Origin of the sequence: Natronomonas amylolytica (genome assembly GCF_037031205.1) — an archaeon.
In the GTDB taxonomy this organism is placed as follows: domain Archaea; phylum Halobacteriota; class Halobacteria; order Halobacteriales; family Haloarculaceae; genus Natronomonas; species Natronomonas amylolytica.
In genome coordinates, this window is record NZ_JAYEZM010000001.1 from 413818 (window position 1) to 437090 (window position 23273).

Genomic DNA, 23273 nt, shown 5'->3' on the forward strand with positions numbered 1-23273 from the left:
GCCGATGGCCGCGACTGTACGTGTATGATTGGCACCCACCGCGAACCCGATTTCGACATCAACCATCCGAACCCGACGGAGACGCTGGTGGCCGGCTTCGCCCAGTTCGGCCTCGCCGGCCTGACGGCCGTCGACTACCTCCGGAAAGAACTCGACCTCGAACAGACCGGCCACATCGCCGTCGACCAGTTGCCCGCGGTGACGCCCTTCGAGAACGGGACGCCCCGCCACCACACCCGACTGTTCTCGAAGCCCGACCTCGACATCACCATCACCGTCGGCGAACTGTTCGTTCCGACCTACGCCGCCGAGCCGTTCGGCAACGCCATCATCGAACACACCGAATCCAGCGGCGTCGAGGAGGTGGTCGTCCTCTCGGGCATCCCCATCGCACACGGCCCCGACGACCACCGTCCGTTCTACGTCGCCAGCGAGGACTACCAGCAGACCCGCCTCGACGGCGACCACGACATCAAACCGATGCCCGGCGGGTTCCTCGACGGCCTCAACGGCGCGCTGATGGAGCGGGCCATCGAGGAGCCGCTGCGAGCCTGCATCTTCACCACCCCGGTCCACCAGCAGGTGCCGGACGTCGACGCCGCGTTGCGCCTGCTGGAGGCCATCGAAGCCGTCTACGACCTCGACCTCGACACCGGCCCCCTCGAGGAGTTCGCCGCGGCCGTCTCCGAGCAGTACGCGGAACTGGCCGCCCAACTCGAAGCCCAACAGAAAGAGCAGGTACCCGAAGACCGGATGTACATGTAGAAGGACCGAGCGGCCCACCCGACGAGTCGAGCGAGACGGCTACGGGAACGGGTGGTGCGGCCGGTCGGGGTCGAACTCGAAGCCGAGGGAATCGGGCACCGACCGCGCGCGCTCGCCGAAGTACGCGTTGTCGGTGAAAAGCGGCTGGGCCGCAGGAACGGCGACCCGAACCGCCTCGAAGCCCAGCGAGGCCACGTCCCGCGGTGTCACCCGGGCACCGTAGGCGTCGAGGTCCGCATCGACAACCCGGTCGACGACGGCGGAGAGTTCGGCCTCACCCTCGGGCGTCGTTTCGGGGCCGACGCTGTCGGCCGGCACGGTCGTCTCCGGCGTGACGAACGCTCGCGCCGCCTCGGGGAGGTCGGCGTAGTGGCCGATGGCCCCCGACTCGTCGGCCGCGCGGTCCGGGCCCATCCGCCGGAGTTCGAGCCAGTTCTGGATGGCCTCCTCCAGCGCGCCGCGGGCCGCGGCCTCGGGGTCGAGGTCCGCGGACATCCCCGCCGCAAAGTGCGGCCACTCGCCCTCGCGGTGGACGCAGGCCGCGACGACCGGCACGTCGACGTCCTGTGTCAACAGCAGGGCCGTCGTATCGAGGCCCTCGCTTTCGGCGCGGGCCGCGAGCGTCTCGAAGCCCTCGTCGTCGACGGCCAGCCCCAGCGGGTCGTAGCTCGAATACCACGACAGCATCGCCGCATCGCGCTCGATGACCTCGTAGAGGCCCGACAGCAGCGCCTCGATGCCGTCGTTGCCCAACCCAAGCCCGGTCGTAATCGGCGGGCGAACGTTGCGCTCGGGCGGCGGGAAGACGACGAGTTCGGCCGGCAGTTCGACGGAGTCGCCGGTCCCGAGGTCCTCGGCAGGGTGCCAGTAGTCGATTGCCGATTCGGCCGTGGGGCCGCCGGACTGGACGAACCGCTCGGGGACGACAGGGTTCGACGGCTCCGTAACGAACTCGTCGGTCCGATACACCGCGGCGCTGTACCGCTCCAGCGCCTCGCCGAGTGCCTTCATGAAGGCGGGGTCCCAGTCGGCGCCGACGCCGGCCGCGTGGCTGGGAACGTCGGCATCCGAGAACGGCGTCGCCGAAAGCGTCGCCAGATAGTACGGAACCGGGAAGGATTCGACCTCGCCGACCTCGGTAATCGGGCCGAGGCGGGCGTCGAAGGCCCCCTCCGCCAGCGATAGCGATTCCTCCAGCGACCGCTCGGCCCGTTCGCGGGGGACCGGTCCCCGCGAGGAGTCCTCGCCACACTCGCAGTACGGCACCGGCAGGACCCGTCGCTGGGCGTGTGGAACCTCGATGACACCGCCGAGCAACGTCGACTGGCCGCCGGCGACGAGCGAGGCGAGTTCCCGGCCCGCGAGCGCGCCCGCAAACCGAGCGGTCGCGGCGTCGTAGTCGCCGGCGTCGGTCTCGGGGTCGGTCGCGGCGACGCGGTCGCAGAGACAGTCGAAACAGGCCGTTCCCGGCGCGTAGCCGGAGACGGCGGCGTCGACGCCGGCGACCGGTTGGCCACCGATGCCGCCGAGTTCGACCGAGACGACCGGCGTGCCCGACCCCTTGGCTGCCGTCGCCGCCGTGGCGAAGGCGCTGTCGCCGACCGGCGCCGCGACGACGGCGATGTCGACGCCGGCGATGGCGCCCGGGTCGACGGCCGTCGTCGCGGCCGAGGCGTCCGAGAGGGCGGCCGAAATCGATTCGGCGGCAGGGCCGTCACCGACCAGACCGACCGTCGTCACGGTATCACCAGGGGGAGTGCGGGGAGCGTCGAGACGAGTTGCATACGCGCCGCTTCGGGCGAGGCGTCGATAAAACCACGGAAGGAAAAACCGGAATCAGGCCGCGAGCATCGACTGGGCGATGCTGGCCAGTTGGCCGGCGTCGGCGTCACGGAGTCGGTCGTCGCCCAGTTTGAGGCGCAGGCGCGGGCGACCGACGTCGATGGGAACCTTCTCGGTGTCGATGAGGCCCATCTCCTCCATGCGGCTCTTGGTCCGGGAGAAGGTGGCCTTCGAGGCGATGCCGACGTCCTCGCCCCACTTGGAGATGTCGTAGAGCAGGTCCTCGTTCTTGGCGGCGACCAGCAGCGAGATGGTCACCTCGTCGAGACCTTCGCCGTTGCCGCGGGCGGTCTCCAGCGACGCGAGGACGCTCTCGAAGTCGTCGGCGGTCGGCTCACCGAGGCCGTCACGTAGCGTCGATTCGACCCGCGAGAGGGCCGGCGTCCGGAGGTTGAACGCCTCGGCGTCGTCCCACGCTTCGCTGAAGCGGTCGTAGGCGCTCTCGATGAACGCCTCGTCGTCGGTTGTCAGGCCGGCGACGCGGCCGTCGGCGCGGACCACCGAGACGACCGTCGAGTCGGTCACGAGCAGCGTGTTGGTCGGTTCCTCGTAGGTGCGAATCTCGAGGCGGTCGGCCTCGACGTGGTCGGCCGCACGACTCGCGACGAGGAAATCGTCCATGACGGATTTCAGGACGTCCTCGGTAGCGAGGAGGCGAACGGTCGGCCCGTCGCCGTCCATCACGGAGACCAGTTCGTCGATGGTCTCGGTCGTGGGGTTGACCACGAACAGTTCGTCGTCCACCGTCGAAAGCGCCTCGGAAAGTACGTCCGCCACGGTCCGCTCGAGAAGGTTTGATTCCATTATCGTGCGAATTAGTATGGTCTACAGCATATTTAATATTAGCGGGGCTATGTGCGGAACACACGAAAACAATATTTAAGTAACCGTCAAGGAACGGTCGCGCTTATTTGGGACCAGTCGTCCCCGTCGTTTAGGCCTGTCGGGATTCGTCCAGTTCCCGCGCCAGCGCGTCCGACCACCGGAGGGCGCCGTCGTATCGGACCGGTTGGACCGTCCCCGAAAGTACCTCCCGGAGCCGGTCACCGCCCAGCGTCGCCGTCGCCGTCTCCCCACAGGGCCGGTAGCACTCGGCGATGGGGTCCCAGTATCGCCGGCCGGCCGCGTCGGGCGGCGTCACGTCGTAGTCGACCGAGTAGCGGCCGCCGTCCGTCGGCGTGACCGTGAAGACCCCCGGCGGGTGCGCGGCCGTTCGGAGCCGTTGGGTGCCGTCGCCGACCACCGCGTAGTCACGGCCAACGATAATCTCGCCGCGGGCGAGCGACAGTGCCCGCTCGAAGGCAAAGCCCGCGGCGAGCAGTTCGGCGAAGGTCGTCCCCAGCGAGACGGCCTGTTCGTCGAGTACGGTCGTCAGCGTCACCGCGCCGACCGACGCCCCCTGCCGGACGAGGTCGAACCCCTCGTAGTAGGAGCCACAGGCGTTGAGGAAGAACGCCCCGACCCTGCAGGCGTCGAGGTCGGCCGCCGCGAGGGTGCCGTCACGACAGACCAGCCCGTCGACCTCGCAGTGGCCGATGAAGTGGACGAGGTCGGCCTCCGTTTCGAGAAGCGCCGCCAGTTCGGTCGTCGAGAGCCGTTCGTGGACCCGCACGTCGGCGTCGTCGCTCGTGAGTCGCTGTCGATAGACGTCGGCAACGTTCCGTTCGGCCGCCATCGCCGCGTCGTTGCAGACGACCTCGACGGTGAGGTCCCCGCCGGAGGAGGTGCCGCCCGTCGGGGCGCCGAGCAGGGTGTAGGCGTCGACCGGTGTCCCATCCCCGAGCCACGCATGATGCCGGCTCTCGGACAGCGCCGGGTCGACCGCCTCGACGTTCGGTGCCTCCCCGCGGAAGAACTCGTCGAGGCTCCGTTCGAGCAGCGCCTTCGGGTCGAGCCGCGACGCCGACGCCGGATGGACGAGGCTCAACCGGTCCAGCAGGTACGGCAGATACCGGCCGGTGGCCGGGTCGTCGACGACGTATGTCGACAGCGGCCACGTCGGCAACCCGTCGGGCGTCCAGTCGAGGGCCGCCGCGAGGCGCTCGGTCGGCGGCCGCGCCTCGATGTCGGCCTCGATTCCCGGCGGCCGATTCAGCGGTTCGCCCGGCAGCGACCGGAGCCGGCAATCGAGCGCGACCAGTCGGCGCAGCGCGTCGGCGGCCTCCTCGGCGAACGCCGGCAGGGCTGCGAACGCCCGGTCGAGACCGGGACCGCGAAGCCGGGGCGGTCCCTCCTCGATGCGAAGCCGCGCCCCGAGGTAGTACGCGAGCGGCGCGGCCACAAGGACGGCCGTCGTCGAAGCCGGGACTGTCATCGTGGGCGGGTCGTCGGTGGGTGCCGACAGGCCGGACGGCACTGCGGCCGTCGCCGATTCGTCGAGGTCGACGGTGGGCGTCCGCGGCCGAAACCCCGGATGCGACCGCCGAGGGCCGGTCGTCCGGGGCGTCGCGCCGGCAGCCGTCACCGCCGCCGCCAGCCCCGCCGGCGTCGGCGGAACCGACAGCGAGGGACGTTCGGGCGTCCCCTCGCGGAAGCCGACCGTGACGGCAGTCCCCGCCGGGAACCGAAGCCGAACGCCGCTATCGTCGCCTTCGTCGTCCTCGACGCCGGTCTCGACGGTCGCCGCCCCTTCGAAGGCGATTCGCGTCTCGACGGCGCCGTCGGCGACGATTCGGTGGACGCCCCCATCGAACGACGTATCCGTCGAGAGGGGGGTCCCGTCTGCCAAGCGAGCGGGCGTAGACAACCGGAGTCCGCGGGTGGTGCCCACGGTCGCGGCGTCGACCGGCGTCCGAAGCGCGGGCGGACGTCCGCGCGGCCGCCAGCCCGAAACACCGAGGTGGACGGACTCGCGCTCGCCGAATCCCCGGATACACTCGTCGCCGGCTACCCACTCGACCATCAATACGTGCGGAGATTTCCCGAGTGTATAGTAGTGTTCCCTAGCTCTGTGGATGACGGCACCGCCACGACACGTCCCCCGATTCGGCGGCGTCAGCCTCACCTGACGACGGCCACGCGACCGTCCACCCGCGACCATCGACACCGGAGTTGCTTGCCAAGAACGGGTAGCTTCTTGTCTCGTCGTACCCGACCTATTCACATGAGCTACGATACGGTCCGCGGTGTCGACCCCGCCCTGGCCGACGCCCTCGAAGGCGAACGCGACAGACAGGAGAACACGCTGGCGATGATCGCCTCCGAGAACCACGCCTCGAAGGCCGTCCTCGAAGCACAGTCCTCGGAGTTGACCAACAAGTACGCCGAAGGCTACCCCGGCGAGCGCTACTACGCCGGCTGTGAGTACGCCGACGACGTCGAGGAACTCGCCATCGAGCGCGCCGAGGAACTGTGGGGCGCCGACCACGTCAACGTCCAACCCCACTCTGGCACGCAGGCCAACATGGGCGTCTACCTCGCCATGCTCGAACCCGGCGACAAGATACTCTCCTTGGAACTCGAACACGGCGGCCACCTCAGCCACGGCCACCCCGCCAACTTCACCGGCAAGACCTACGAGGTCGAACAGTACGAAATCGACCCCGAAACGGGCTACATCGACTACGAGGAACTCGACTCGCTCGCCGAGGAGTTCGACCCCGACATCATCGTCTCCGGTTATTCGGCCTACCCCCGCGAGGTCGACTTCCAGCGCGTTCAGGAGACCGCCGATTCGGTCGATGCCTACCACCTCGCCGACATCGCCCACATCACCGGCCTCGTCGCCGCCGGCGTCCACGAATCGCCCGTCGGCGTCGCCGACTTCGTGACTGGCTCCACGCACAAGACCATCCGCGCGGGCCGCGGCGGCATCATCATGTGCGACGAAGAGTACGCCGACGACATCGACGCCGCCGTCTTCCCCGGCGCACAGGGCGGCCCCCTCATGCACAACATCGCCGGCAAGGCCGTTGGCTTCAAGGAGGCCCTCCAGCCCGAATTCGACCAGTACGCCCAGCAGGTCGTCGACAACGCCAAGGCCCTCGGCAACCGCCTGCAGGACCACGGCTTCTCGCTGGTCTCGGAGGGCACCGACACCCACCTCGTCCTCGTCGACCTCCGGGAATCCCATCCGGACACCTCCGGCACCGTCGCCGAGGAGGCCCTCGAGGAGGTCGGCATCGTCCTCAACAAGAACACCGTCCCCGGCGAGACGCGCTCGCCGTTCAACCCCTCGGGCATCCGCGCCGGCACGCCCGCGCTGACGACTCGCGGCTTCGACGAGGACGCCTGCGAACAGGTCGCCGACATCATCTACCGGGTCGTCGACAACCCCGACGACGAGGACGTCAAATCTGAAGCGGCTGCCGAGGTTGACGAACTCTGCGATGAGTTCCCGCTTTATCAGGGCGACGGCTCCATTACCGACTCCGAGTAACTCGCTGGACGGTCTGCTGTTTCTGTCGTTCTTTTATAAATCGAGCTTGGCGTCTGCTCTGTCGCAAACAGCCGGAAAGCCCTCGTTCGCTCCTTTCAGTCGCTCACGAGGATGCCAGGAACCGCACCGCGCCTGCCCCTTCCCCGGGTCGCGCGACGGCCCTGACGGGCTGCCCGCGCTCCCGGCTTTTATAAATGGCGCACGCTGGCAGACCGCCGCGAACGCGCTCGTGAGCGGCGGTCGGACGAAACCGTGCGAGGGACGACTGACCGAGCGAAGCGAGGGAGGGAGTCGGTTGGGGAGGTGTGTGGCTGCGGTGCTGCCCTGGCGGAATCGAAGGGCGAGGTCGGGTCGGTCCCTCCCGGACGACGTAAGCACCGCAGGAGCGAACGAAGTGAGCGACGAGGAGCGCAGCGAGGCCCGGAGGGTCGAGCCGGCCGAGGGCTTCGGAGATGGTTGCGGTCTCTTTCGAGTAGCAGTTACCAGAAAACCGACCGAGCCAGCCCACAAAACCGAGATTTAAAAGTGCCTTACAGGTAGCCTTCTTCGAGCAGGAGTTCGCCGTTCAGCACGCTCGCGCCGGCAGCGCCGCGAATCGTGTTGTGAGCGAGACAGTTGAACTGGACGCCGCTCGGCGTCTCCTCGATACCGCCGGCGGCCACCGCCATCCCGTCGCCGAGCATGCGGTCCATGCGGGGCTGGGGGCGTTCGGGGTCCTCGAAGACGTGGATGAGCGGGTCCGGCGACGAGGGCAGGTCCGCGCTCGGATACTCCGCCATCATGGCGGCGACCTCGTCGGCGGAGGGGTCGTCTTCGAGGTCCGCCCAGACGTTCTCGAGGTGGCCGTCGAGGGTCGGCACGCGGTTGCAGGAGGCCGACACGTCGGCTGGGTGGAGGCTGACCTCGGCGCCGTCGAAGGCACCGAGCAGTTTCAGGGACTCCGATTCCATCTTCTGGGCCTCGCCGCCGATGTGCGGCAGGACGTTATCGAGGATTTCCATGGAGGTGACGCCGGAGTAGCCGGCCCCGGAGACGGCCTGCAGGGTGGAGACGCGGACCTGCTGGAGGCCGAAGCCGTCCAGCGCGGCGAGGGTCGGCACCATCGTAATCGTCGAGCAGTTGGGGTTCTTGATGAGGGCGCCGTCCCAGCCGCGCTCGTCGCGCTGGACCTCGATGAGGCCGAGGTGGTCGGGGTTGACCTCCGGGATGGTAAGGGGGATGTCCTCGTCCATGCGGCCGTTCGAGGAGTTCGAGGAGACGACGTAGCCGGCCTCGACGAAGGCGGGTTCGACGTCGGCGCCGATACTGGACGGCAGCGACGAGAACAGGAGCGGGATATCGTTCGGCACTTCGTCGGGGTCGGTCTCGACGACGGTCATCTCGGCGACCGATTCGGGGATGGGCGTGTCGACGCGCCATTTGGCGGCGTCCCGATACGAGCGGCCGGCGCTGGCCGGCGAGGCCGTGAGCGCGGCGATTTCGAAGTCCGGGTGCGGTTCGAGCAGCTGGATGAGCCGTTGGCCGACGGCGCCGGTCGCGCCGAGGATACCTACGCGGATAGACATTGCTGGCGCTACGATGAGCGGGAGGAAAACGGTTGTGAAAGTACCAAGAGTGGCCGTGGGGGTCGACGGACGGTGCCGTGACTATCGGGCGGCGAAAGCGAGAGAAGACAAACCCGACTACGCCGTCTGCGGCGAGCGCATCTTCCGGGTGACGTACCCGGCGATGCGGTTGCGGACGCCCTTCGATTCGACGTTGGTCAGTTCGGTGACGACCTCCTTGTTGTGCTCGAAGTCGTCGCCGAAGGCGTTCGGGTATCGTTCCATGAGTAGCGTTCCGGTCTTTTTGACGTAGGCGGGTTTGATGGCCATTGGTATACCTCCCTACTGCTGTGTACTTCAAAAAAGGTTCGAAAGGGTCGCCGACGGGTCCGTGGTGTCGCATCGCACGGCGGACGGCCCTAAACCGTCCCGCGTCCGCCCGGACCGCCGCCCTGCTGGTCGCGACCGAGCAGGAGGTAGAGGACGATACCGAGCAGCGGTGCGAGGAACACCACGATGGCCCACAGGAAGGCCGGATGGCTGCTGTTCTGTTTGGCGTCCGAGTAGGTCCAGACGACCATCGCGAGGAACAGCACCATGAACAACAACCAGATGAGCAATACGGCACCGCCGCCGCCGGACTGCAGGGCGATCGTGGAGGGCATACACCCCAATTCCCACACTCAATCGCTAAATAAGTTCCCGACGATTGCCGGTGTTTCACACGGGTTTAAATACTACTGGTCCAGCGATAGGTCGGCGTACTCGCGCAGTCGCTCGAACGCCACCTGTTCGCGGTCGCCGCCACAGCGGTCGACCACGCTCTCGAAGTAGTCGATGCGGGCCAGCAGTTCGTCGGTGTCGTATTCGGGCACGTCGAGTCGCGAGACGGCGACGGTCGCCTCGATGACGGCATAGTAGCCCCGGTTCGTCGTCGGGACGACCCGCCGCTCGACGGCCGACTCCACCGGCCGGAGTTCCCACTCGACCCATTGCGTGCCGCCGCGGTCGCCCTCGTCGATAGCCGCAACGTCGACGCGGGCCCACGCATCCGCCGAATCGAGTACCGGCTCGTCTGCCTCCCGGACCGAGCAGGCCGCGTCGACGAAATCGACCGGGTCACGGGTGAACTGCACGTAGCCCGCCCCGCGCTCGGTGAAGTTGCGCCACGTCCGGGTGCGGCCCCACGTGGTCGCCGTCGCCGGGCCGCCATCCTCGGGTGCGAAGACCCCGAGAGCCGCGACGTTCCAGCGGTCGTTCGGCCCCAGCGTCGTTACGACGGATTCGGTCACACCCGAGAGGTCGACGGGCCAATCTGCGTCGCCGGCGTCAGCCTCGCCCATCTCAGACCACCAATCCCCGCTCCAGCGCGACGAACAGCGCGGCGGCCGTCAGGTCGGCCGTCGTCCCCGGATTGATGTCCCGCTCGACGAACTCCTCAGCGAGCGCCTCGGCGGCCTCCTCGCCGTCGAGAACCGACTGTGCCCGCTCGGTCGCCTCGGCGGCCGCGGCCGCGCCGTTCCGGGTGAGTATGAAGGTATCCTCCTCGTCGGCAAGTAGGCGGAGGAAAACCCGAGACGCGCGCTTATAAATGGGGCCGTCGGCGTCGAGTAGCCACTCGGCGGCCTCGAAACTCCGCTCGAAGCCGGAGGTCCACTCGGCGGCCACGCCGTCGCGGTCCGCGGACTGTGTCATCACGTCGTGGAGGGTCACCTCGCGCTCGCGAAGCGCCGACACCGCGTCGCTGCCCCGCCGGACGTCGAGGGCGTCGACGTCCTCGGGTAGGTCGTCGACGGCCACGTCGACGTGGTCGAAGGCGCGATAGAAGTCGCAGGCGTCGGCGACCGTCGTCGCTTCGACTACGTCGCTCGTGCCCGTGTGCGAGAGCCGGGCGGTCGCCGCGGCCCGGACCAGCGGCGTGAGCATCAGCAGGGCGCCGAACTGGGTGTTGCCACCCGACTGGTCGCTCATGCCGGCGACGGCGCGCTCGAAGGCCCGGCCGACGCGGGCGCCGTCGGCGGCCATCCGCAGGCCCGACAGCGACCCAACCGCGCCGGCCATGAAGTGTTCGAAGCGCAAATCGTCGTAATCCCGATGCCGGTCGACGTTGCCCGGTTTCGGCGTGCCCGAGACCTCCAGCAAGAGCGCCAACTGGGCGTTCTCAGCAGGGTTACGCATCGGTCGACACCTCCGCATCCGTTTCGCCCGTCTCCGCGAACCACTCCTCGACCGCCGAGCGTACGCGCCGGAGGACGGTCGGGTTATCCGAGGGCCGACCGACCGACACCGCGTCGGCACCGTAGTCCAGATACTCGTGTGCCGTCGCCCGGTCCCGAACGCCGTTGTTGGCAACGAGGAAGGCGTCGGGCGCCGCCTCGGCCACCTCCCTGACGACGGGTTCGCTGTCCATTGCGTCGACGTGGAGCGCGTCGGCGCCCGCGTCCGCCAGCCGTTCGGCCAGCGCCGGCAGGTCGACGCCCGCCACTTCCGTTCGGACCTTGACGCTCACGTCCGCACCGGCGTCGGCGGCCGTCGCCACCTGCTCGCAGAGGCGGTCGCCGTCCCGGAGCAACGACTGTCCGGCGCCGGCGGCGCACATCTCGTCTTGCCGGCAGTGGGCGTTGATTTCGAGGATGGCGTCGTGGTGCGCGCAGGTTTCGGCTGCCTTCGCAATCGGCTCCAGTGTCGCGCTTCGGACGTTGAAGCCCGCCCGCACGTCGATGTCGTCGAGCGCCGTGAGTTGCTCGTCGATGAAGGCTATCGGGTCGTCGGGCAGGAATTCCGTGCGGTCCCGGTCGACCATCTCGCGGGCCGCATCGCGGGTCGCCGAGTCAAGGGCGATACCGCCGAGGAAGGCACAGCCGACCTGCGGCGCCGCCGCTCGTGCCCACTCGGCGTCTGATTCGCCCGACAGCGACGCGATTGCGAGGCGTGGCTCGAACATCACGACACCTCCGCGCCCGCGAGCGCGAGCGCCTCCTCGACGGCCCGACAGACGCGCTGGCCGTCCTCGGGCGTTCCGAGTTCGGTGTCGGTGCGAACCACCGGCCGATGGAGGTCGGTGCCGTCCGCCGAATCCAGAACGAACGCATCAGCGAAGGGATAGGCCTCGGCGACGCCCGCCGTCGAGGCCTCGTAGCCCGTCGCTTCCATCAGTTTCCCGGCCGGGCCGGAGAACACTCGGTCCTCGACGAACGGCGAGACCGCGACGACGGGCGTCGATTCGAGGGCCTCTCGAAAGGCGTCCATCGCGAGCATCGGCCCGAGACTCGTGATTGGGTTCGAGGGACCGATAACGACCGGCGCGTCAAGCGCATCGAGGACGGCATCGGTCGGGCCGGCGTCGTCGGCGCCGCGGAACTCCACGGACTCGACTTCGGGGGCTGCCCGGTGGTGGACCCAGAACTCCTGAAAGTGCATCGGTCCCTCCTCGGTGTGAACGATGGAGGCGACGGGGTCGTCGCTCATCGGCAGGACGGGTCGGTCGACGCTCAGAGCATCACAGAGAATCTCGGTGACTTCGGTGAGCGTCTTGCCCTCGTCCAGCAAACCGGTTCGGGTGATGTGGACCGCGCGGTCACGGTCACCCAGTTCCATGAACTCCGCGACGCCCGAAAACCGCCGCCAGCGGGCGATATACCGGCCGCTCGTCTGGGCCTCGTCGGGGAGGTAGCGCGGCCCGGTTTCGAGGCCCGCCGCCTCGGCGAGAGCGTGCAGTTCCTCGTGCGTCTCGGTGGTATCGTCGGCGATGCCCCACCACGTCTCGCGGTCCAGCAGGTCGCCCTCGGAGAACAGCGTCGTATCGACGTCGGGACAGACCAGCAGGCCGCCCAACTCCACGTCGTCGCCGGTGTTGCAGACGACCGGCGTCTCGGCGGGCGCGAAGACGTCGTCGGCGCCGTCGAGGAGTTTCGGCGTACCCGTCCCGCCGGCGAGGAACGTGACCATACCCCGGCTTTCGCGCCGACGGATTTGTATCTGACCGTTAGGCGAGGGGGGTGTTTCGGGCATCTTTTGCCACCGACACCCGAACGGTCGGCAATGAACGCCATCAAGGACTCCGTCCACGACTGGATACCGCTGGACGACGTGGCGGTCGACCTCGTCGACGCCCCCGCCCTCCAGCGGCTCCGCCACATCAAACAGCTCTCGACGGTTCGACTGGTCTACCCCTCCGCCTCCCACTCCCGCTTCGAGCACTCGCTCGGCGTCTACCATCTCGCCCGCGAAGCCCTCCAGCATCTCGGTATCGAGGGCGAACGGGCCGCCCACGTCCGCGCTGCCGCCCTCCTCCATGACGTCGGCCACGGCCCCTACGGCCACCAGACCGAGGACGTCATCCGCCGGCATACGGGTCAGGACCACGACGACATCGGCGAGTTGCTCTACGAGACGACGCTCGCGGAGGTACTGGAGTCCCACGGCCTCGACCCCGACCGCGTGGCCGCCCTCGTCGCCGGGGAGGGCGAACTCGGTCAACTGGTCTCGGGCGAACTCGACGTCGACCGCATGGACTACCTCGTCCGCGATGCCCACCACACCGGCGTCCCCTACGGCACCATCGACCACGGCCGCCTCCTGCGGGCGCTCCGGTTCCGCGACGGTCATCTCGTCCTCGCAGAGAACAACGTACATACCGCCGAATCCCTCCTGCTCGCGCGGTCGCTGATGGACGGCACCGTCTACCGGCACCACGTCTCCCGCATCGCCGGCGCCATGCTGGAACGGGCCTGCGAGCGCCTGCTCGATACCGGCGTCACCATCGACGAGTTCCGGCGGATGGCCGACCACGACCTGCTCGTCGCCCTGCGAGAGGACGTGCCCGACCTCGGCGAGCGCATCGAGCGCCGTTCGCTTTATAAACGCGCCGTCTGGGCGGGCCTCGACCGCGTGCCCGAGGCCGTCACGGAGATGGACCGCGAGGCCGAGCGACAGGCCGCTCGCGAAATCGCCGACGAAGCGGGAATCGACCGCGAATCGGTCATCGTCGATATCCCCTCCCGGCCCGCCCTCAAGGAATCGCGCTCGCGCGTCGTCGTCAACGGCGTCGTCCAGCGACTCGAAGAGGCTTCGGAACTGGTCGGTTCGCTCCGTCGCGCCCGCCGCGCCAACTGGCGGATGGGCGTCTACTGCCCGGAAAGCGACGTCGAAGCCGTCGAACGGGCCGCCAGCGACGTGCTGGCTTTACCACGATAACGTTTTATATCAGACTCTCCCGGGTTAGATACTTACCTCGACAGCCCCGAGGTATGGATAGAATGGCATCTTCGACCAACCGTGGTCCGGGTGACGAACTGGCGACTGCCGTCGGCCGGTACGCTCTCGGAGAAGTGTCCCTCGGCAAAGCTGCCGAAGAGGCTGGGATGTCCCGCTGGGAGTTCGAAGAACTCCTCGAAGAGGCGGGGTTTACGGCACTATACGGACCGCGGTCGGACGAGGAGTTGCAGGCCGAGTTGGACGCTGCGCGTCAGTTAGACGAGTAAATGTCGGGCTACGCCTCGCCGCTCTTTCTGGATTCGACGGTCGTCAGTAACTTCGCTAGCTCCGACTCGCTCCCGTTTTTCCCTCAACTGCGCGAGTCGACCGTCGTGACGCCAGCAGTTCGTGAGGAGATTACGCAGGGATTCCAGCTCGAATACGAATATCTCGAATCGGCGGTCGACGCCTTCGAGGACACGCTACCAGTACGAAGCGTGCCGCAAGACGAGCTACTGGCGGAGCTACGAGAGCGTCTCGACATCGGAGAAGCGGAATCGCTACGCGGCGCTATCGAACACGGTGGAACGATAGCAACCGACGACCTCGCGGCACGACGAGTCGCCGAAGGGCGAAACCAAGCAGTCATCGGCTCTGTCGGCCTGCTGGTTCTTGGTATCCGGCGCGACTACATCGACCAAAAGACGGCGGACCGATGGCTCGACATCTGGCGAAACGAGCGGGATTATTATGCACCCGTCGACAGCGTCGGTGACGTTCTCGATACCGGGGAGTAGGCCGGCAACGACCGCCACACCGACGAATCCCCGCCACCAGGACGACGGTTTTTAAGTCATGGCGACGAAGCCGGCAATAATGGCAACCATCAAGGACTCCGTCCACGACCACATCACGGTCGAGGGGGTTGCCGAGGACCTGCTCGATACGCCGGCAGTCCAGCGACTCCGGCGCATCAAGCAGCTCGGCACCGCCGAACTCGTCTATCCCAGCGCGAACCACACCCGGTTCGAACACTCGCTGGGCGTCTACCATCTCGCGACGCGCGCCCTCGACAACCTCGGTATCGAGGGCAAGCAGGCCGAACGCCTCCGGGCAGCGGCCATGCTCCACGATATCGGCCACTCGCCGTTCAGCCACAACATCGAGGACCTCATCGCTCGCCGCACCGGCAAACTCCACGACGAGGTCGAGGACCTGCTCGAAAAGGGCGACGTCGCCCGGGTGCTCACACTCCACGACATCGACCCCGCGAAGGTGGCCGACCTCGTGGCCGGCAAAGGCGAGTTCGGTCAACTGGTCTCGGGCGAACTCGACGTCGACCGGATGGACTACCTCGTCCGCGACGCCCACCACACCGGCGTCCCCTACGGCACCATCGACACGGGGCGGTTCGTCCGGGAGTTGCGCTTCGTCGACGGCGAACTCGTGCTGGCGGAGAACAACGTCCAGACCGCCGAATCCCTCCTCTTGGCGCGGGCGCTGATGAACCCCGTCGTCTACAATCACCACGTCGCCCGCATCTCGAAGGCGATGCTCCGGCGGGCGACCGAGGGCCTGCTGGAGGCCGACGCGGCGACGGCCGAGGAGGTCCGGCGGATGGACGACCGCGATTTGACCGTCGCACTGCGAAGTTGCCCGGAGACGGCCGGATTTGCGGAGATGCTCGATACGCGAACGCTTTATAAACGCGCGGTCTGGGCGGAACTTCGGGACGTACCAGACGATATCGTCGACGCCGACCACGAGACGGTCCGGGAGTACGAGCAGGAGATCGCCGCCCGCGCGGAGGTCGACCCCGACGAGGTCATCCTCGATATCCCCTCGCGGCCGACGATGCGGGAGTCGTCGAGTCGCGTCGTCGTCAACGGCGAGGTTCGGAAACTGGCCAGCCAGTCGACGCTCGTGAAGGCCCTCCAGCGCGCCCAACACGAGCAGTGGCGGATGGGCGTTTACGCGCCGGATTCGGTCACCGAACGGGTCGGACAGGCCACCGAGGACGTGCTGGGCCTCGACCTGGAAGCGCTGGTCGTCGACGTCCGGCGGGGCATGCACACCACCCTCGACGAGTTCGGCGCCGATGTCGGCGTCGACGCGGGCCCCGGCGCGGACGAGTAGTCGGGGGCCTCCGGCGTCCTCGCCGGAGGCCCATCGAGTAGCGACCCGTTTTTATCCAAGACGCTCCCAAGCCGGGAGTATGGAACTGTCGGGGACGATACTGGCCGGCGAGGAGTACGAACCCGTCGAGGGACGTGTGGTCGTCGAGGAGGGCGAGATTACGGCCATCGAGGAGGCCGAAACCGCCTCGAGCGACATCGTCTGTCCGGCCTTCGTCAACGCCCACACCCACATCGGCGACTCCATCGCCAAGGAGGCCGGCCGCGGCCTCTCCCTGGAGGAGTTGGTCGCACCGCCGGACGGCCTGAAACACCGTCTGCTCCGAGAGGCCTCCCGCGAGGAGAAGGTCGAAGCGATGCGTCGGTCGCTCGAATTCATGACCCAAAGCGGTACTACCGCCTTCCTCGAGTTCCGCGAGGGCGGCGTCGACGGCGTCCACGCCCTGCTCGATGCGGCGGCCCACATCGACATCGACCCAGTCGTGTTCGGCCGCGAGGAGATTGACGTGCTCGACATCGCCGACGGCTACGGTGCCAGCGGCGCCGACGACGCCGACTTCACGTCGGAGCGTAACGAAGCCAGACGCCGCGAGAAGCCCTTCGCCATCCACGCCGGCGAGGTCGACGAACACGACATCAACCCCGCGCTGGACCTCGACCCGGACTTCGTGGTTCACATGGTCCACGCACAGCAACTCCACCTCGAACGCGTCGAGGACGACGACATCCCGGTCGCCGTCTGCCCGCGGTCGAACCTCGTCACCGACGTCGGCCTCCCGCCCGTCGAGGCGTTGCTGGAGCGGACGACCGTCGCCCTCGGGACGGACAACGTCTTCCTCAACAGTCCCTCGATGTTCCGCGAGATGGAGTTCGCCGCGAAACTCTTCGACGTGAGCGCGCCGGAGGTCCTCCGCATGGCGACGAAAGCCGGCGCCGACATCGCGGGGTTGAACTGCGGGGTCGTCGAACCCGGCCGCGAAGCACGCCTGCTCGTCCTCGATGGCGACTCCGACAACCTCACGGGCGCACGCGACCCCGTCCGCGCCGTCGTCCGCCGGGCCGGCGTCGACGACGTCAAACGAGTTATCCAGCCCTAAAAACGCGATTTCTGTCACGCTACCGCCCTCGAACGGTCGAAAAGGGTTTGTGTGTGTACGGACAAATCATGTGTGGTGGTCACAATGTACAATCAAATTCTCGTCCCGACGGACGGGTCGGCGGGCATGAACCGGGTTATCGACCACGCCTCGAACCTCGCTGATTCCCACGACGCGGAGGTGCAGTTCCTCTACGTCGTCAACACGGCCAGTTTCGCCAACCTCCCGATGGAGACCTCCTGGGAGAACGTCACCTCGATGCTCCGCGACGAGGGGGAAACCGCCCTGCAGGCCGCCGAGCGCCGCGCCGACACCGACGACGTCGTAACCGCGCTGGGCGAGGGCCCACCGAGCAAAGAGATCGTCGACCACGCCCGCGAGGAGGGCTGTGACCTCATCGTGATGGGCACCCACGGCCGGGGCGGCATCAATCGCCTGCTGTTGGGCAGCGTCGCCGAACGCGTCGTCCGCTCGGCGCCCGTCCCCGTGATGACCGTCCGGGTCGGCGACGACGCCGACGAAGCAACCGGCGAAGCCTCCGAGCGGAACCCCACGCCGGATTCGCCGGTCGGCGAGGCCATGGAGTGAGTCATACGAATCGTTATAGTCTTTGACCGGTGAGCGCACGTACGCCCGGCGCTCGCCGGTAATTCGTTACAACAGTTCGTATCAGACCGGTCGCAGGTGCTCGCAGTCGCCCGCCGAAACGCGTTTTTCTCCGTCTTCTGTTTCAACCACGAGCGTCCCGGGGGACGCCACGTCGACGGCCTCCCCGATTACGTCGCCGCCCGGCGTCTCGACGCGAACCCGCTTGCCCAGCGTCAGCGATAGCTCGCGCCACGCCGGCAGGACGGATTCGGGGTCGTTGCGCAGTTCGTCGAAGCGTTCGAGGAGGTGTCGGGTCAGCTCGGCCCGGTCGACGTCGCCGACCTGTTCTCGAATCGTCGTCGCCTCCGGCGGCACGGCTTCGGCGTCGATATTCGCGTTGATACCGATACCGACGACGACCCACGAAACGCGGTCGGCCTCGCCCTCCATCTCGGTGAGGATGCCGACTATTTTCGCCTCGCTACCCTCGATGAGCACGTCGTTCGGCCACTTGATGCCCGCCTCGACGCCGACCGCTCGAAGTGCCTCGGCGGTGGCGACGGCAGCGGCCAGCGTGTATATCGGCACCTGCGCCGGCGGCAGGTCCGGTCGGCAGACGAGACTCACCCAGATGCCGCCCGACGGCGAGGAGAACGCCCGGTCGAGACGCCCCCGAGCGCCCGTCTGCTCGTCGGCGAGGACGGCGATGTCCTCGGCGCCAGCGCCGGCCAACTCGCGAGCGCGGTCGTTCGTGCTGCCGATGGTGTCGTGGTATTCGACCTCGAAGGGCGCATCGAGGCCGAACTCGACGGCCGCACCGCCGAACTCCGGGACCGCCGTCAGGACGTAGCCGTCCTCCCTGCTCTCGACGTCGAACCCCGCCTCCCGGAGCGCCTCGACGTGCTTCCAGACCGCCGCCCGGGAGACGTCGAGTTCCTCGGCCAGTTTCGGCCCCGAAACCGGTCCCTCGGCCAGCGCCCCGAGGACGCGTTCGCGTGTCTCCTGCATGGACGAGGCTATCGCGGGACGCGTATATAAACGGCGTCCGTCCAGCGCCCACATCCGGCGACGAACCGTACGCCGCTACTCCTCGAAGTCGTCGAACCGCTCGTCGATGCGGTCGGCGGCGACCGCGAGCATGCACTCGATGCGTGTCGCCCACGGCGTCGCGTGCGAAAAGCGGACGTGGTCGAGTTCGGCCAGCGTTGCGGCGCCGCCGGGCGTCCCGTAGACCGGCTCGGTCGGCCCCGCGTGACACCGCGACGAGAGGACGACCGGACAGTCGGCCTCGGCGATGGCCTCCCCGATGGCGGCGGTGGTGTTCCCGAGACCGGTTCCGGCGACGACGACCGCATCACCGCGCGCTTCGGCGGCCTCGAAGGCCTCGCGGCCGACCCCGGAGGCGGAGACGACGAGCGGGACCGTCGGGTGGTCGTCGGGGTCGGGGACCGGCAGCCGGTCGTCGGGCGCCGACGGTTCCCGGTACCAGTGGACGCGCTTGCGGGTCAGGCGGGCGACGGGGCCGGTCTCGGGTGACCGAAAGGTATCCAGCGCACAGGTGTGGGCCTTCCGGACGGTCGCAGCGTCGTGGAGTTCCTCGTCGAAAGCGACGAAGGCGCCCTCGGTGAGCCGCTCGTGTGCGGCTGCCCGGACCGCACTCCGGAGGTTCGTCGGGCCGTCGCTGCCGGCCTCGTCGGGGCGGCGCTGGGCACCTGTGACGACGACCGGCGCCGAGACGGTCAGGTCGAGATAGCGCGCGGTTTCGGCCAGCGTGTCCGTGCCGTGTGTGACGACGAAGCCGTCGACGGTGTCGTCGCGCTGGGCGATTCGGTCTGCGACGCGGGCACAGACCGCGGGCGACATGTCGAAGCCGGGACTGTCGGCGACGCTTTCGACGGTCACGTCGGCGAAGCGTTCGATTTCGGGGACGGCCTTGACGAGGTCGGCACCCGAGAGGGTTGGTGCGGCGCCCGAATCGGCGCCCTCCGCGGTCGAGGCGATGGTTCCGCCGGTCGCGATGACGTGGACGTCCATACCGTCACCCCGGACTGGCATCGAGTTGTGGGTTCCGGTCGCCGTGTCGCGAACTTTCATTTGTCCCGCACCCCTCTACCCGGTATGCGCGACGAAGAGGAGATCCGCGAGCAATACGAGTTCCTGAAAGAGGAGTTGGACGACGAGAACATGAACCACGAGGGGGTCCGGCAGATGTTCACCTATTATAAACGAGCCCTCGGCTGGGTCCTCGAAGAGGAGTATATCTAGGTCGCCGGTCGGCTTCGCCGTAGGCGGTACATTTATACCTCAATACGCGTTTGTATCACGTGACGCTTCGCTTGGAGGGCCGAAGCGTCAGCGGGGACCTATTCAGGGCGGCAAGCGGCCGACCGGCGTTTTCTGCCGGTCGGCTGCTTTCCTCTCGCTGAACCACATTCGATAGCTCAGGCGATATCTAGAGAGGCGTCGCCATCGCCGGATTCCCCGTTCTCGTCCCATTCCAACTCGAACTCGACGCTCAGCTCCGATTCACCGCCGCCGGTCTCTCGTTCGGCCTTGACCTCGAAGGTGTGGGTTTCCGGCACCGTCAGCGTAACCGATTGCTCGCCGGCGGACAGCGACACCGACTCACCCGCGTCGAGTTTGTCCGCGACCGCACGGAGCATCTCGGCGGTTTCGCTGCGGGACTGGCGCTTCTCGCTTTCGAAGAGAACTTCTTCCATACCGAAGGAACGTGCCGAGGCACTATAAGCCATCAGGCAACTGTGGTATCACCTGACACTACATAACACAGCCAGTACATTTTCGTTTATTATCACGTTCCGTACGTACGCTCCGTAGCCGCGATAGCGCCGCACAGAACGGTTTTCGGAACGGTCATCGGAGCGATAGCGAGATACGGTTCGATATATTTAACCTAATTCGACAGTAACATGCAGATAGAACTTACCGATGTACGACCTGACAGGATTCCAGCGAGACCTGCTGTACGTCATCGCCGGGCGGGAAGAACCCCACGGGCTTGCGATTAAGGAGGAACTCGAGGACTACTACGAGAAGGAGATTCACCACGGCCGTCTCTACCCCAATCTCGATACGCTCGTCGACAAGGGCCTCGTCGAGAAGGGCCAGCGCGACCGCCGGACCAACTTCTATACGCTCACCCGCCGCGGCCGCCGCGAGATCGAAGCGCGCCGCGAGTGGGAAGAACAGTACGTCGACATTTGATAAACGAACCGGCACAAGCCGGTTATCGTTGTAAACCAAAGGTAGAGATGCTGCAAACGTCGTTAGGAAAAGTTGGTGTTTTATACTTGCAGTCAAACGTTCGGGTATGGACTTCGAACTGTCCGAAGAACAAGAGCAACTGAAAAGCGAGGTCCAGCGCTTCGCCGAAAACGAGATTATTCCGGTCGCCAAGGAGTACGACCGCGAGGAAAAGTACCCGTGGGAGGTCGTCGAGAAGGCCGCCGAGATGGGCCTGCTCGCCCCGCAGATTCCCTTCGAGTACGGCGGCGCCGGCTACGACGTCCTCGATACCGCCATCATCGTCGAGGAACTGTTCGCCGCCGACCCCGGTATCGGCCTGTGTCTGTCCTCCAGCGGCTTCGGTACGGAGGCCATCATCGAGTTCGGCACCGAGGAGCAGAAAGAGGAGTACCTCGAACCCGTCGCCGCCGGTGAGGCCATCTCCGGGGCCGCCATCTCCGAACCCGACACCGGTTCGGACGTCTCCTCGGTGAGCACGCGTGCGGAGAAGGACGGCGACGAGTGGGTCATCAACGGCAACAAGATGTGGATCACCAACGGCTCCATCGGTGACTTCTTCGTCGTCCTCTGTAAGACCGACCCCGAGGCTGAGGGCCGCTACAACGGCTTCTCGCAAATCATCGTCGAAGCCGACCGCGACGGCTTCGAAGCCGACAAGATTACCGGCAAACTCGGCATCCGCGCTTCCGACACCGCCGAACTCATCTTCGACGACGTTCGCGTCCCCGAGGAGAACCTCGTCGGCACTCGCGGCGCCGGCTTCCTCCAGCAGATGCAGTTCTTCGACGAGACGCGTACCGGCGTCGCCGCACAGGGCGTCGGCATCGCCAAAGGCGCCGCCGAGCGCGCCCTCGAATACGCACAGGAACGCGAGCAGTTCGGCCGCCCCATCGGCGACTTCCAGGCCATCCAGCACAAACTCGCCGACATGCACACCGAGGCCGAAGCCGCACGCAACCTCACCTACAAGTCCGCGTGGTCGGTCGACCACGCCGACGGCCAGCTGACCAAGCTCGCCTCGATGGCCAAGGAGTTCGCCTCCCGCACCGCCGTCAGCAACGCCAACGAGGCCGTCCAGATTCACGGCGGCTCCGGCTACGTCGACGACTTCGACGTCGAACGGTTCTACCGCGACGCCAAGATTACCCAGATATACGAGGGGACCACCGAAATCCAGAAGATGGTCATCGCTCGGGAGTTGCAGGGCAAGGGCTTCTGAAACTACTTTTTGCACGCTCCGGCGGTCTGGCGCGCGAAAGCGCCAGACCCGCCTCCGCGGCAAAAACGTAGTGAAAATATGCGCGCGTGCTCCTGCCGCGGCCCTCGGGGCCGCGTTAGTCCGCGCGCGCTACGGCGCCTCCCTGCGGTCGGCGCCGGGTGGTTCGAAAGGCGCTTCGCGCCTTTCGTCATGCCAAAAGAGCGCACCGCGCTCTTTTGAGCAAACCGCCTCGGGGGCGCTTTTCAAGCGCCCCCTCCGCGGATGCTCCCTCCGTGGTCCGTCGGGCGACGTTGTGCCCGTAGCCTGACGGGCCCACTCGTCACGTGCCTCGTGTCTGCCCCACGGTTTCCGTGGGGCGCTTCATCCGTTCGCATCGAAACGTACCGTTTACCCCCAGCGGCGCGTCTCCCCGGTAATGCGTAGCCTCGTCGAGGACGACTTTATCAGGGCGACGACGTTCTTCGCGCTCGCGTTCGTGTTGATGCTGCTCGGCGGCCTTCTCGTCGGAGATGTACGCGCGAGCGTGGAGTTCGGCCTCCCGCTTGCGGTCGCTATCGGCGCCTTCGCGTATCTCTTCGTCAAACCGACGAGTGACGACGAAGGGGAGGCGGGCGCGGAGAAACCGGCCAACGACGAGGAGTAGCCTCCGCTTATAAGCCCTCGCGGGTCGAAGGGTCGAGTATGAAGATATACACCGGCCGTGGCGACGAGGGAATGACCGACCTCCGGGACATGTCCCGGGTCTCGAAGGCCAGCCCCCGCATCGAATCCTACGGGACCGTCGACGAACTCAACAGCGTCGTCGGGCGCATCCGACCGTCGGGCTACGACGACATCGACGAGAAACTCGGCGCCGTCCAGAACCACCTCCACATCATCCAGGCCGACTTCGCGAACCCGGACCGCGACGACGAGGACGCCCCGCGGGTGACCGACGAACACGTCGACGACCTCGAAGCGTGGATGGACGCCTACGACGACGAACTGGAGCCGCTGGAGAGTTTCATCCTCCCGGGCGGCAGCGACGTCGGGTCGAAGATCCACCACGCGCGGTCGGTCTGCCGGCGAGCGGAGCGCCGCGCGGTGGCGCTGGCGGCCGACCAGCCCATCAACGAGGACGCCGTCGCGTACCTGAACCGTCTTTCGGACGCGCTGTTCGTGTGGGCCCGCGTCGTCAACCAGCGCGAGGGCGTCCCGGAAGAATCGCCGAAATACTGACCCGACCGCGCGACTTTCGGGGCC

At 67.1% G+C, this 23273-nt stretch carries 26 protein-coding genes; 13 read left to right on the plus strand and 13 right to left on the minus strand.

The genetic code is table 11. The features are described from left to right. Nucleotides 1-24 precede the first annotated feature (24 nt). Nucleotides 25-765, plus strand: coding sequence for a proteasome assembly chaperone family protein (locus U5914_RS02275; protein WP_336133844.1), 741 nt, complete (start codon nt 25-27; stop codon nt 763-765). A 39-nt stretch (nt 766-804) separates the two neighbouring features. Here the strand turns inward: U5914_RS02275 and U5914_RS02280 are convergent, their stop codons facing one another. The 3 genes from U5914_RS02280 to U5914_RS02290 all read right to left on the minus strand — a co-directional run bounded on the left by U5914_RS02280 (nt 805) and on the right by U5914_RS02290 (nt 5509). Continuing rightward, complete coding sequence (locus tag U5914_RS02280) at nt 805-2505, minus strand: YcaO-like family protein (protein WP_336133846.1); 1701 nt, start codon at nt 2503-2505, stop codon at nt 805-807. A gap of 96 nt (nt 2506-2601) precedes the next feature. Next, on the minus strand, nt 2602-3411 hold the full coding sequence (gene tbsP, locus U5914_RS02285) for a transcriptional regulator TbsP (protein ID WP_336133848.1): 810 nt from the start codon (nt 3409-3411) through the stop codon (nt 2602-2604). 130 nt (nt 3412-3541) lie between these two features. After that, the gene (locus tag U5914_RS02290) at nt 3542-5509 is read right to left on the minus strand and encodes a hypothetical protein (RefSeq protein WP_336133850.1); all 1968 of its coding nucleotides are present in this window, start codon (nt 5507-5509) and stop codon (nt 3542-3544) included. 201 nt (nt 5510-5710) lie between these two features. Here U5914_RS02290 and glyA point away from each other — a divergent pair, with 201 nt between their 5' ends. Then, nucleotides 5711-6985 (plus strand): serine hydroxymethyltransferase, encoded by a 1275-nt coding sequence (gene glyA / locus U5914_RS02295; RefSeq protein ID WP_336133851.1) that lies wholly within the window; start codon nt 5711-5713, stop codon nt 6983-6985. Between the two features lie 530 nt (nt 6986-7515). Here glyA and asd read toward each other — a convergent pair. The 7 genes from asd to cofD form a co-directional block, all read right to left on the minus strand. After that, complete coding sequence (gene asd, locus U5914_RS02300) at nt 7516-8550, minus strand: aspartate-semialdehyde dehydrogenase (RefSeq protein WP_336133852.1); 1035 nt, start codon at nt 8548-8550, stop codon at nt 7516-7518. A 117-nt stretch (nt 8551-8667) separates the two neighbouring features. Continuing rightward, the gene (locus tag U5914_RS02305) at nt 8668-8859 is read right to left on the minus strand and encodes a 30S ribosomal protein S17e (RefSeq protein ID WP_336133854.1); all 192 of its coding nucleotides are present in this window, start codon (nt 8857-8859) and stop codon (nt 8668-8670) included. 89 nt (nt 8860-8948) lie between these two features. Then, complete coding sequence (locus U5914_RS02310) at nt 8949-9194, minus strand: PLDc N-terminal domain-containing protein (RefSeq protein ID WP_336133855.1); 246 nt, start codon at nt 9192-9194, stop codon at nt 8949-8951. Nucleotides 9195-9266: 72 nt separating this feature from the next. After that, the gene (locus U5914_RS02315; RefSeq protein WP_336133857.1) at nt 9267-9872 is read right to left on the minus strand and encodes a DUF447 domain-containing protein; all 606 of its coding nucleotides are present in this window, start codon (nt 9870-9872) and stop codon (nt 9267-9269) included. 1 nt (nt 9873) lies between these two features. Beyond that, entirely contained in the window at nt 9874-10707 is an 834-nt protein-coding gene (locus U5914_RS02320) for a triphosphoribosyl-dephospho-CoA synthase (protein WP_336133858.1), read from the minus strand. Then, the gene (locus tag U5914_RS02325; protein WP_336133860.1) at nt 10700-11473 is read right to left on the minus strand and encodes a tRNA-dihydrouridine synthase; all 774 of its coding nucleotides are present in this window, start codon (nt 11471-11473) and stop codon (nt 10700-10702) included. The genes U5914_RS02320 and U5914_RS02325 overlap by 8 nt, the downstream gene beginning before the upstream one ends. Next, the gene (gene cofD, locus U5914_RS02330) at nt 11473-12477 is read right to left on the minus strand and encodes a 2-phospho-L-lactate transferase (protein ID WP_336133861.1); all 1005 of its coding nucleotides are present in this window, start codon (nt 12475-12477) and stop codon (nt 11473-11475) included. Before cofD ends, U5914_RS02325 begins: the two co-directional genes overlap by 1 nt. Nucleotides 12478-12570: 93 nt before the next feature. On the opposite strand from cofD, the gene U5914_RS02335 reads away from it, so the two are divergent. From U5914_RS02335 to U5914_RS02360, 6 genes are all read left to right on the plus strand, one after another. Then, entirely contained in the window at nt 12571-13725 is a 1155-nt protein-coding gene (locus U5914_RS02335; protein ID WP_336133862.1) for an HD domain-containing protein, read from the plus strand. 62 nt (nt 13726-13787) lie between these two features. Further along, the gene (locus tag U5914_RS02340) at nt 13788-14012 is read left to right on the plus strand and encodes a UPF0175 family protein (protein ID WP_336133863.1); all 225 of its coding nucleotides are present in this window, start codon (nt 13788-13790) and stop codon (nt 14010-14012) included. Then, the gene (locus tag U5914_RS02345; RefSeq protein ID WP_336133865.1) at nt 14013-14522 is read left to right on the plus strand and encodes a PIN domain-containing protein; all 510 of its coding nucleotides are present in this window, start codon (nt 14013-14015) and stop codon (nt 14520-14522) included. A gap of 79 nt (nt 14523-14601) precedes the next feature. Continuing rightward, nucleotides 14602-15861, plus strand: a complete 1260-nt coding sequence (locus U5914_RS02350) for an HD domain-containing protein (protein WP_336133866.1) — start codon at nt 14602-14604, stop codon at nt 15859-15861. A gap of 79 nt (nt 15862-15940) precedes the next feature. Next, a complete protein-coding gene (locus tag U5914_RS02355; RefSeq protein ID WP_336133869.1) occupies nt 15941-16957 on the plus strand; it encodes an amidohydrolase family protein in 1017 nt (338 codons plus the stop codon). 84 nt (nt 16958-17041) lie between these two features. Then, entirely contained in the window at nt 17042-17545 is a 504-nt protein-coding gene (locus tag U5914_RS02360; RefSeq protein ID WP_336133871.1) for a universal stress protein, read from the plus strand. An 81-nt stretch (nt 17546-17626) separates the two neighbouring features. Here the strand turns inward: U5914_RS02360 and U5914_RS02365 are convergent, their stop codons facing one another. Together U5914_RS02365 and U5914_RS02370 are read right to left on the minus strand one after the other, a co-directional pair. Further along, nucleotides 17627-18553, minus strand: coding sequence for a biotin--[acetyl-CoA-carboxylase] ligase (locus tag U5914_RS02365; protein WP_336133873.1), 927 nt, complete (start codon nt 18551-18553; stop codon nt 17627-17629). 75 nt (nt 18554-18628) lie between these two features. Next, nucleotides 18629-19579 (minus strand): asparaginase, encoded by a 951-nt coding sequence (locus U5914_RS02370; protein WP_336133874.1) that lies wholly within the window; start codon nt 19577-19579, stop codon nt 18629-18631. 84 nt (nt 19580-19663) lie between these two features. Here U5914_RS02370 and U5914_RS02375 point away from each other — a divergent pair, with 84 nt between their 5' ends. Continuing rightward, the gene (locus tag U5914_RS02375; protein ID WP_178289087.1) at nt 19664-19810 is read left to right on the plus strand and encodes a hypothetical protein; all 147 of its coding nucleotides are present in this window, start codon (nt 19664-19666) and stop codon (nt 19808-19810) included. Between the two features lie 176 nt (nt 19811-19986). Here the strand turns inward: U5914_RS02375 and U5914_RS02380 are convergent, their stop codons facing one another. After that, on the minus strand, nt 19987-20265 hold the full coding sequence (locus U5914_RS02380; protein WP_336133875.1) for an amphi-Trp domain-containing protein: 279 nt from the start codon (nt 20263-20265) through the stop codon (nt 19987-19989). Between the two features lie 229 nt (nt 20266-20494). On the opposite strand from U5914_RS02380, the gene U5914_RS02385 reads away from it, so the two are divergent. From U5914_RS02385 to U5914_RS02400, 4 genes are all read left to right on the plus strand, one after another. Continuing rightward, nucleotides 20495-20770 carry a PadR family transcriptional regulator gene (locus U5914_RS02385; protein ID WP_336133876.1) on the plus strand — a complete coding sequence of 92 codons (276 nt, stop codon included), beginning with the start codon at nt 20495-20497 and terminating at the stop codon, nt 20768-20770. A 106-nt stretch (nt 20771-20876) separates the two neighbouring features. After that, nucleotides 20877-22031, plus strand: a complete 1155-nt coding sequence (locus U5914_RS02390) for an acyl-CoA dehydrogenase family protein (RefSeq protein ID WP_336133877.1) — start codon at nt 20877-20879, stop codon at nt 22029-22031. Between the two features lie 415 nt (nt 22032-22446). Then, entirely contained in the window at nt 22447-22674 is a 228-nt protein-coding gene (locus tag U5914_RS02395; protein ID WP_336133878.1) for a hypothetical protein, read from the plus strand. A 38-nt stretch (nt 22675-22712) separates the two neighbouring features. Next, on the plus strand, nt 22713-23249 hold the full coding sequence (locus U5914_RS02400; protein ID WP_336133879.1) for a cob(I)yrinic acid a,c-diamide adenosyltransferase: 537 nt from the start codon (nt 22713-22715) through the stop codon (nt 23247-23249). Nucleotides 23250-23273: the final 24 nt, after the last annotated feature.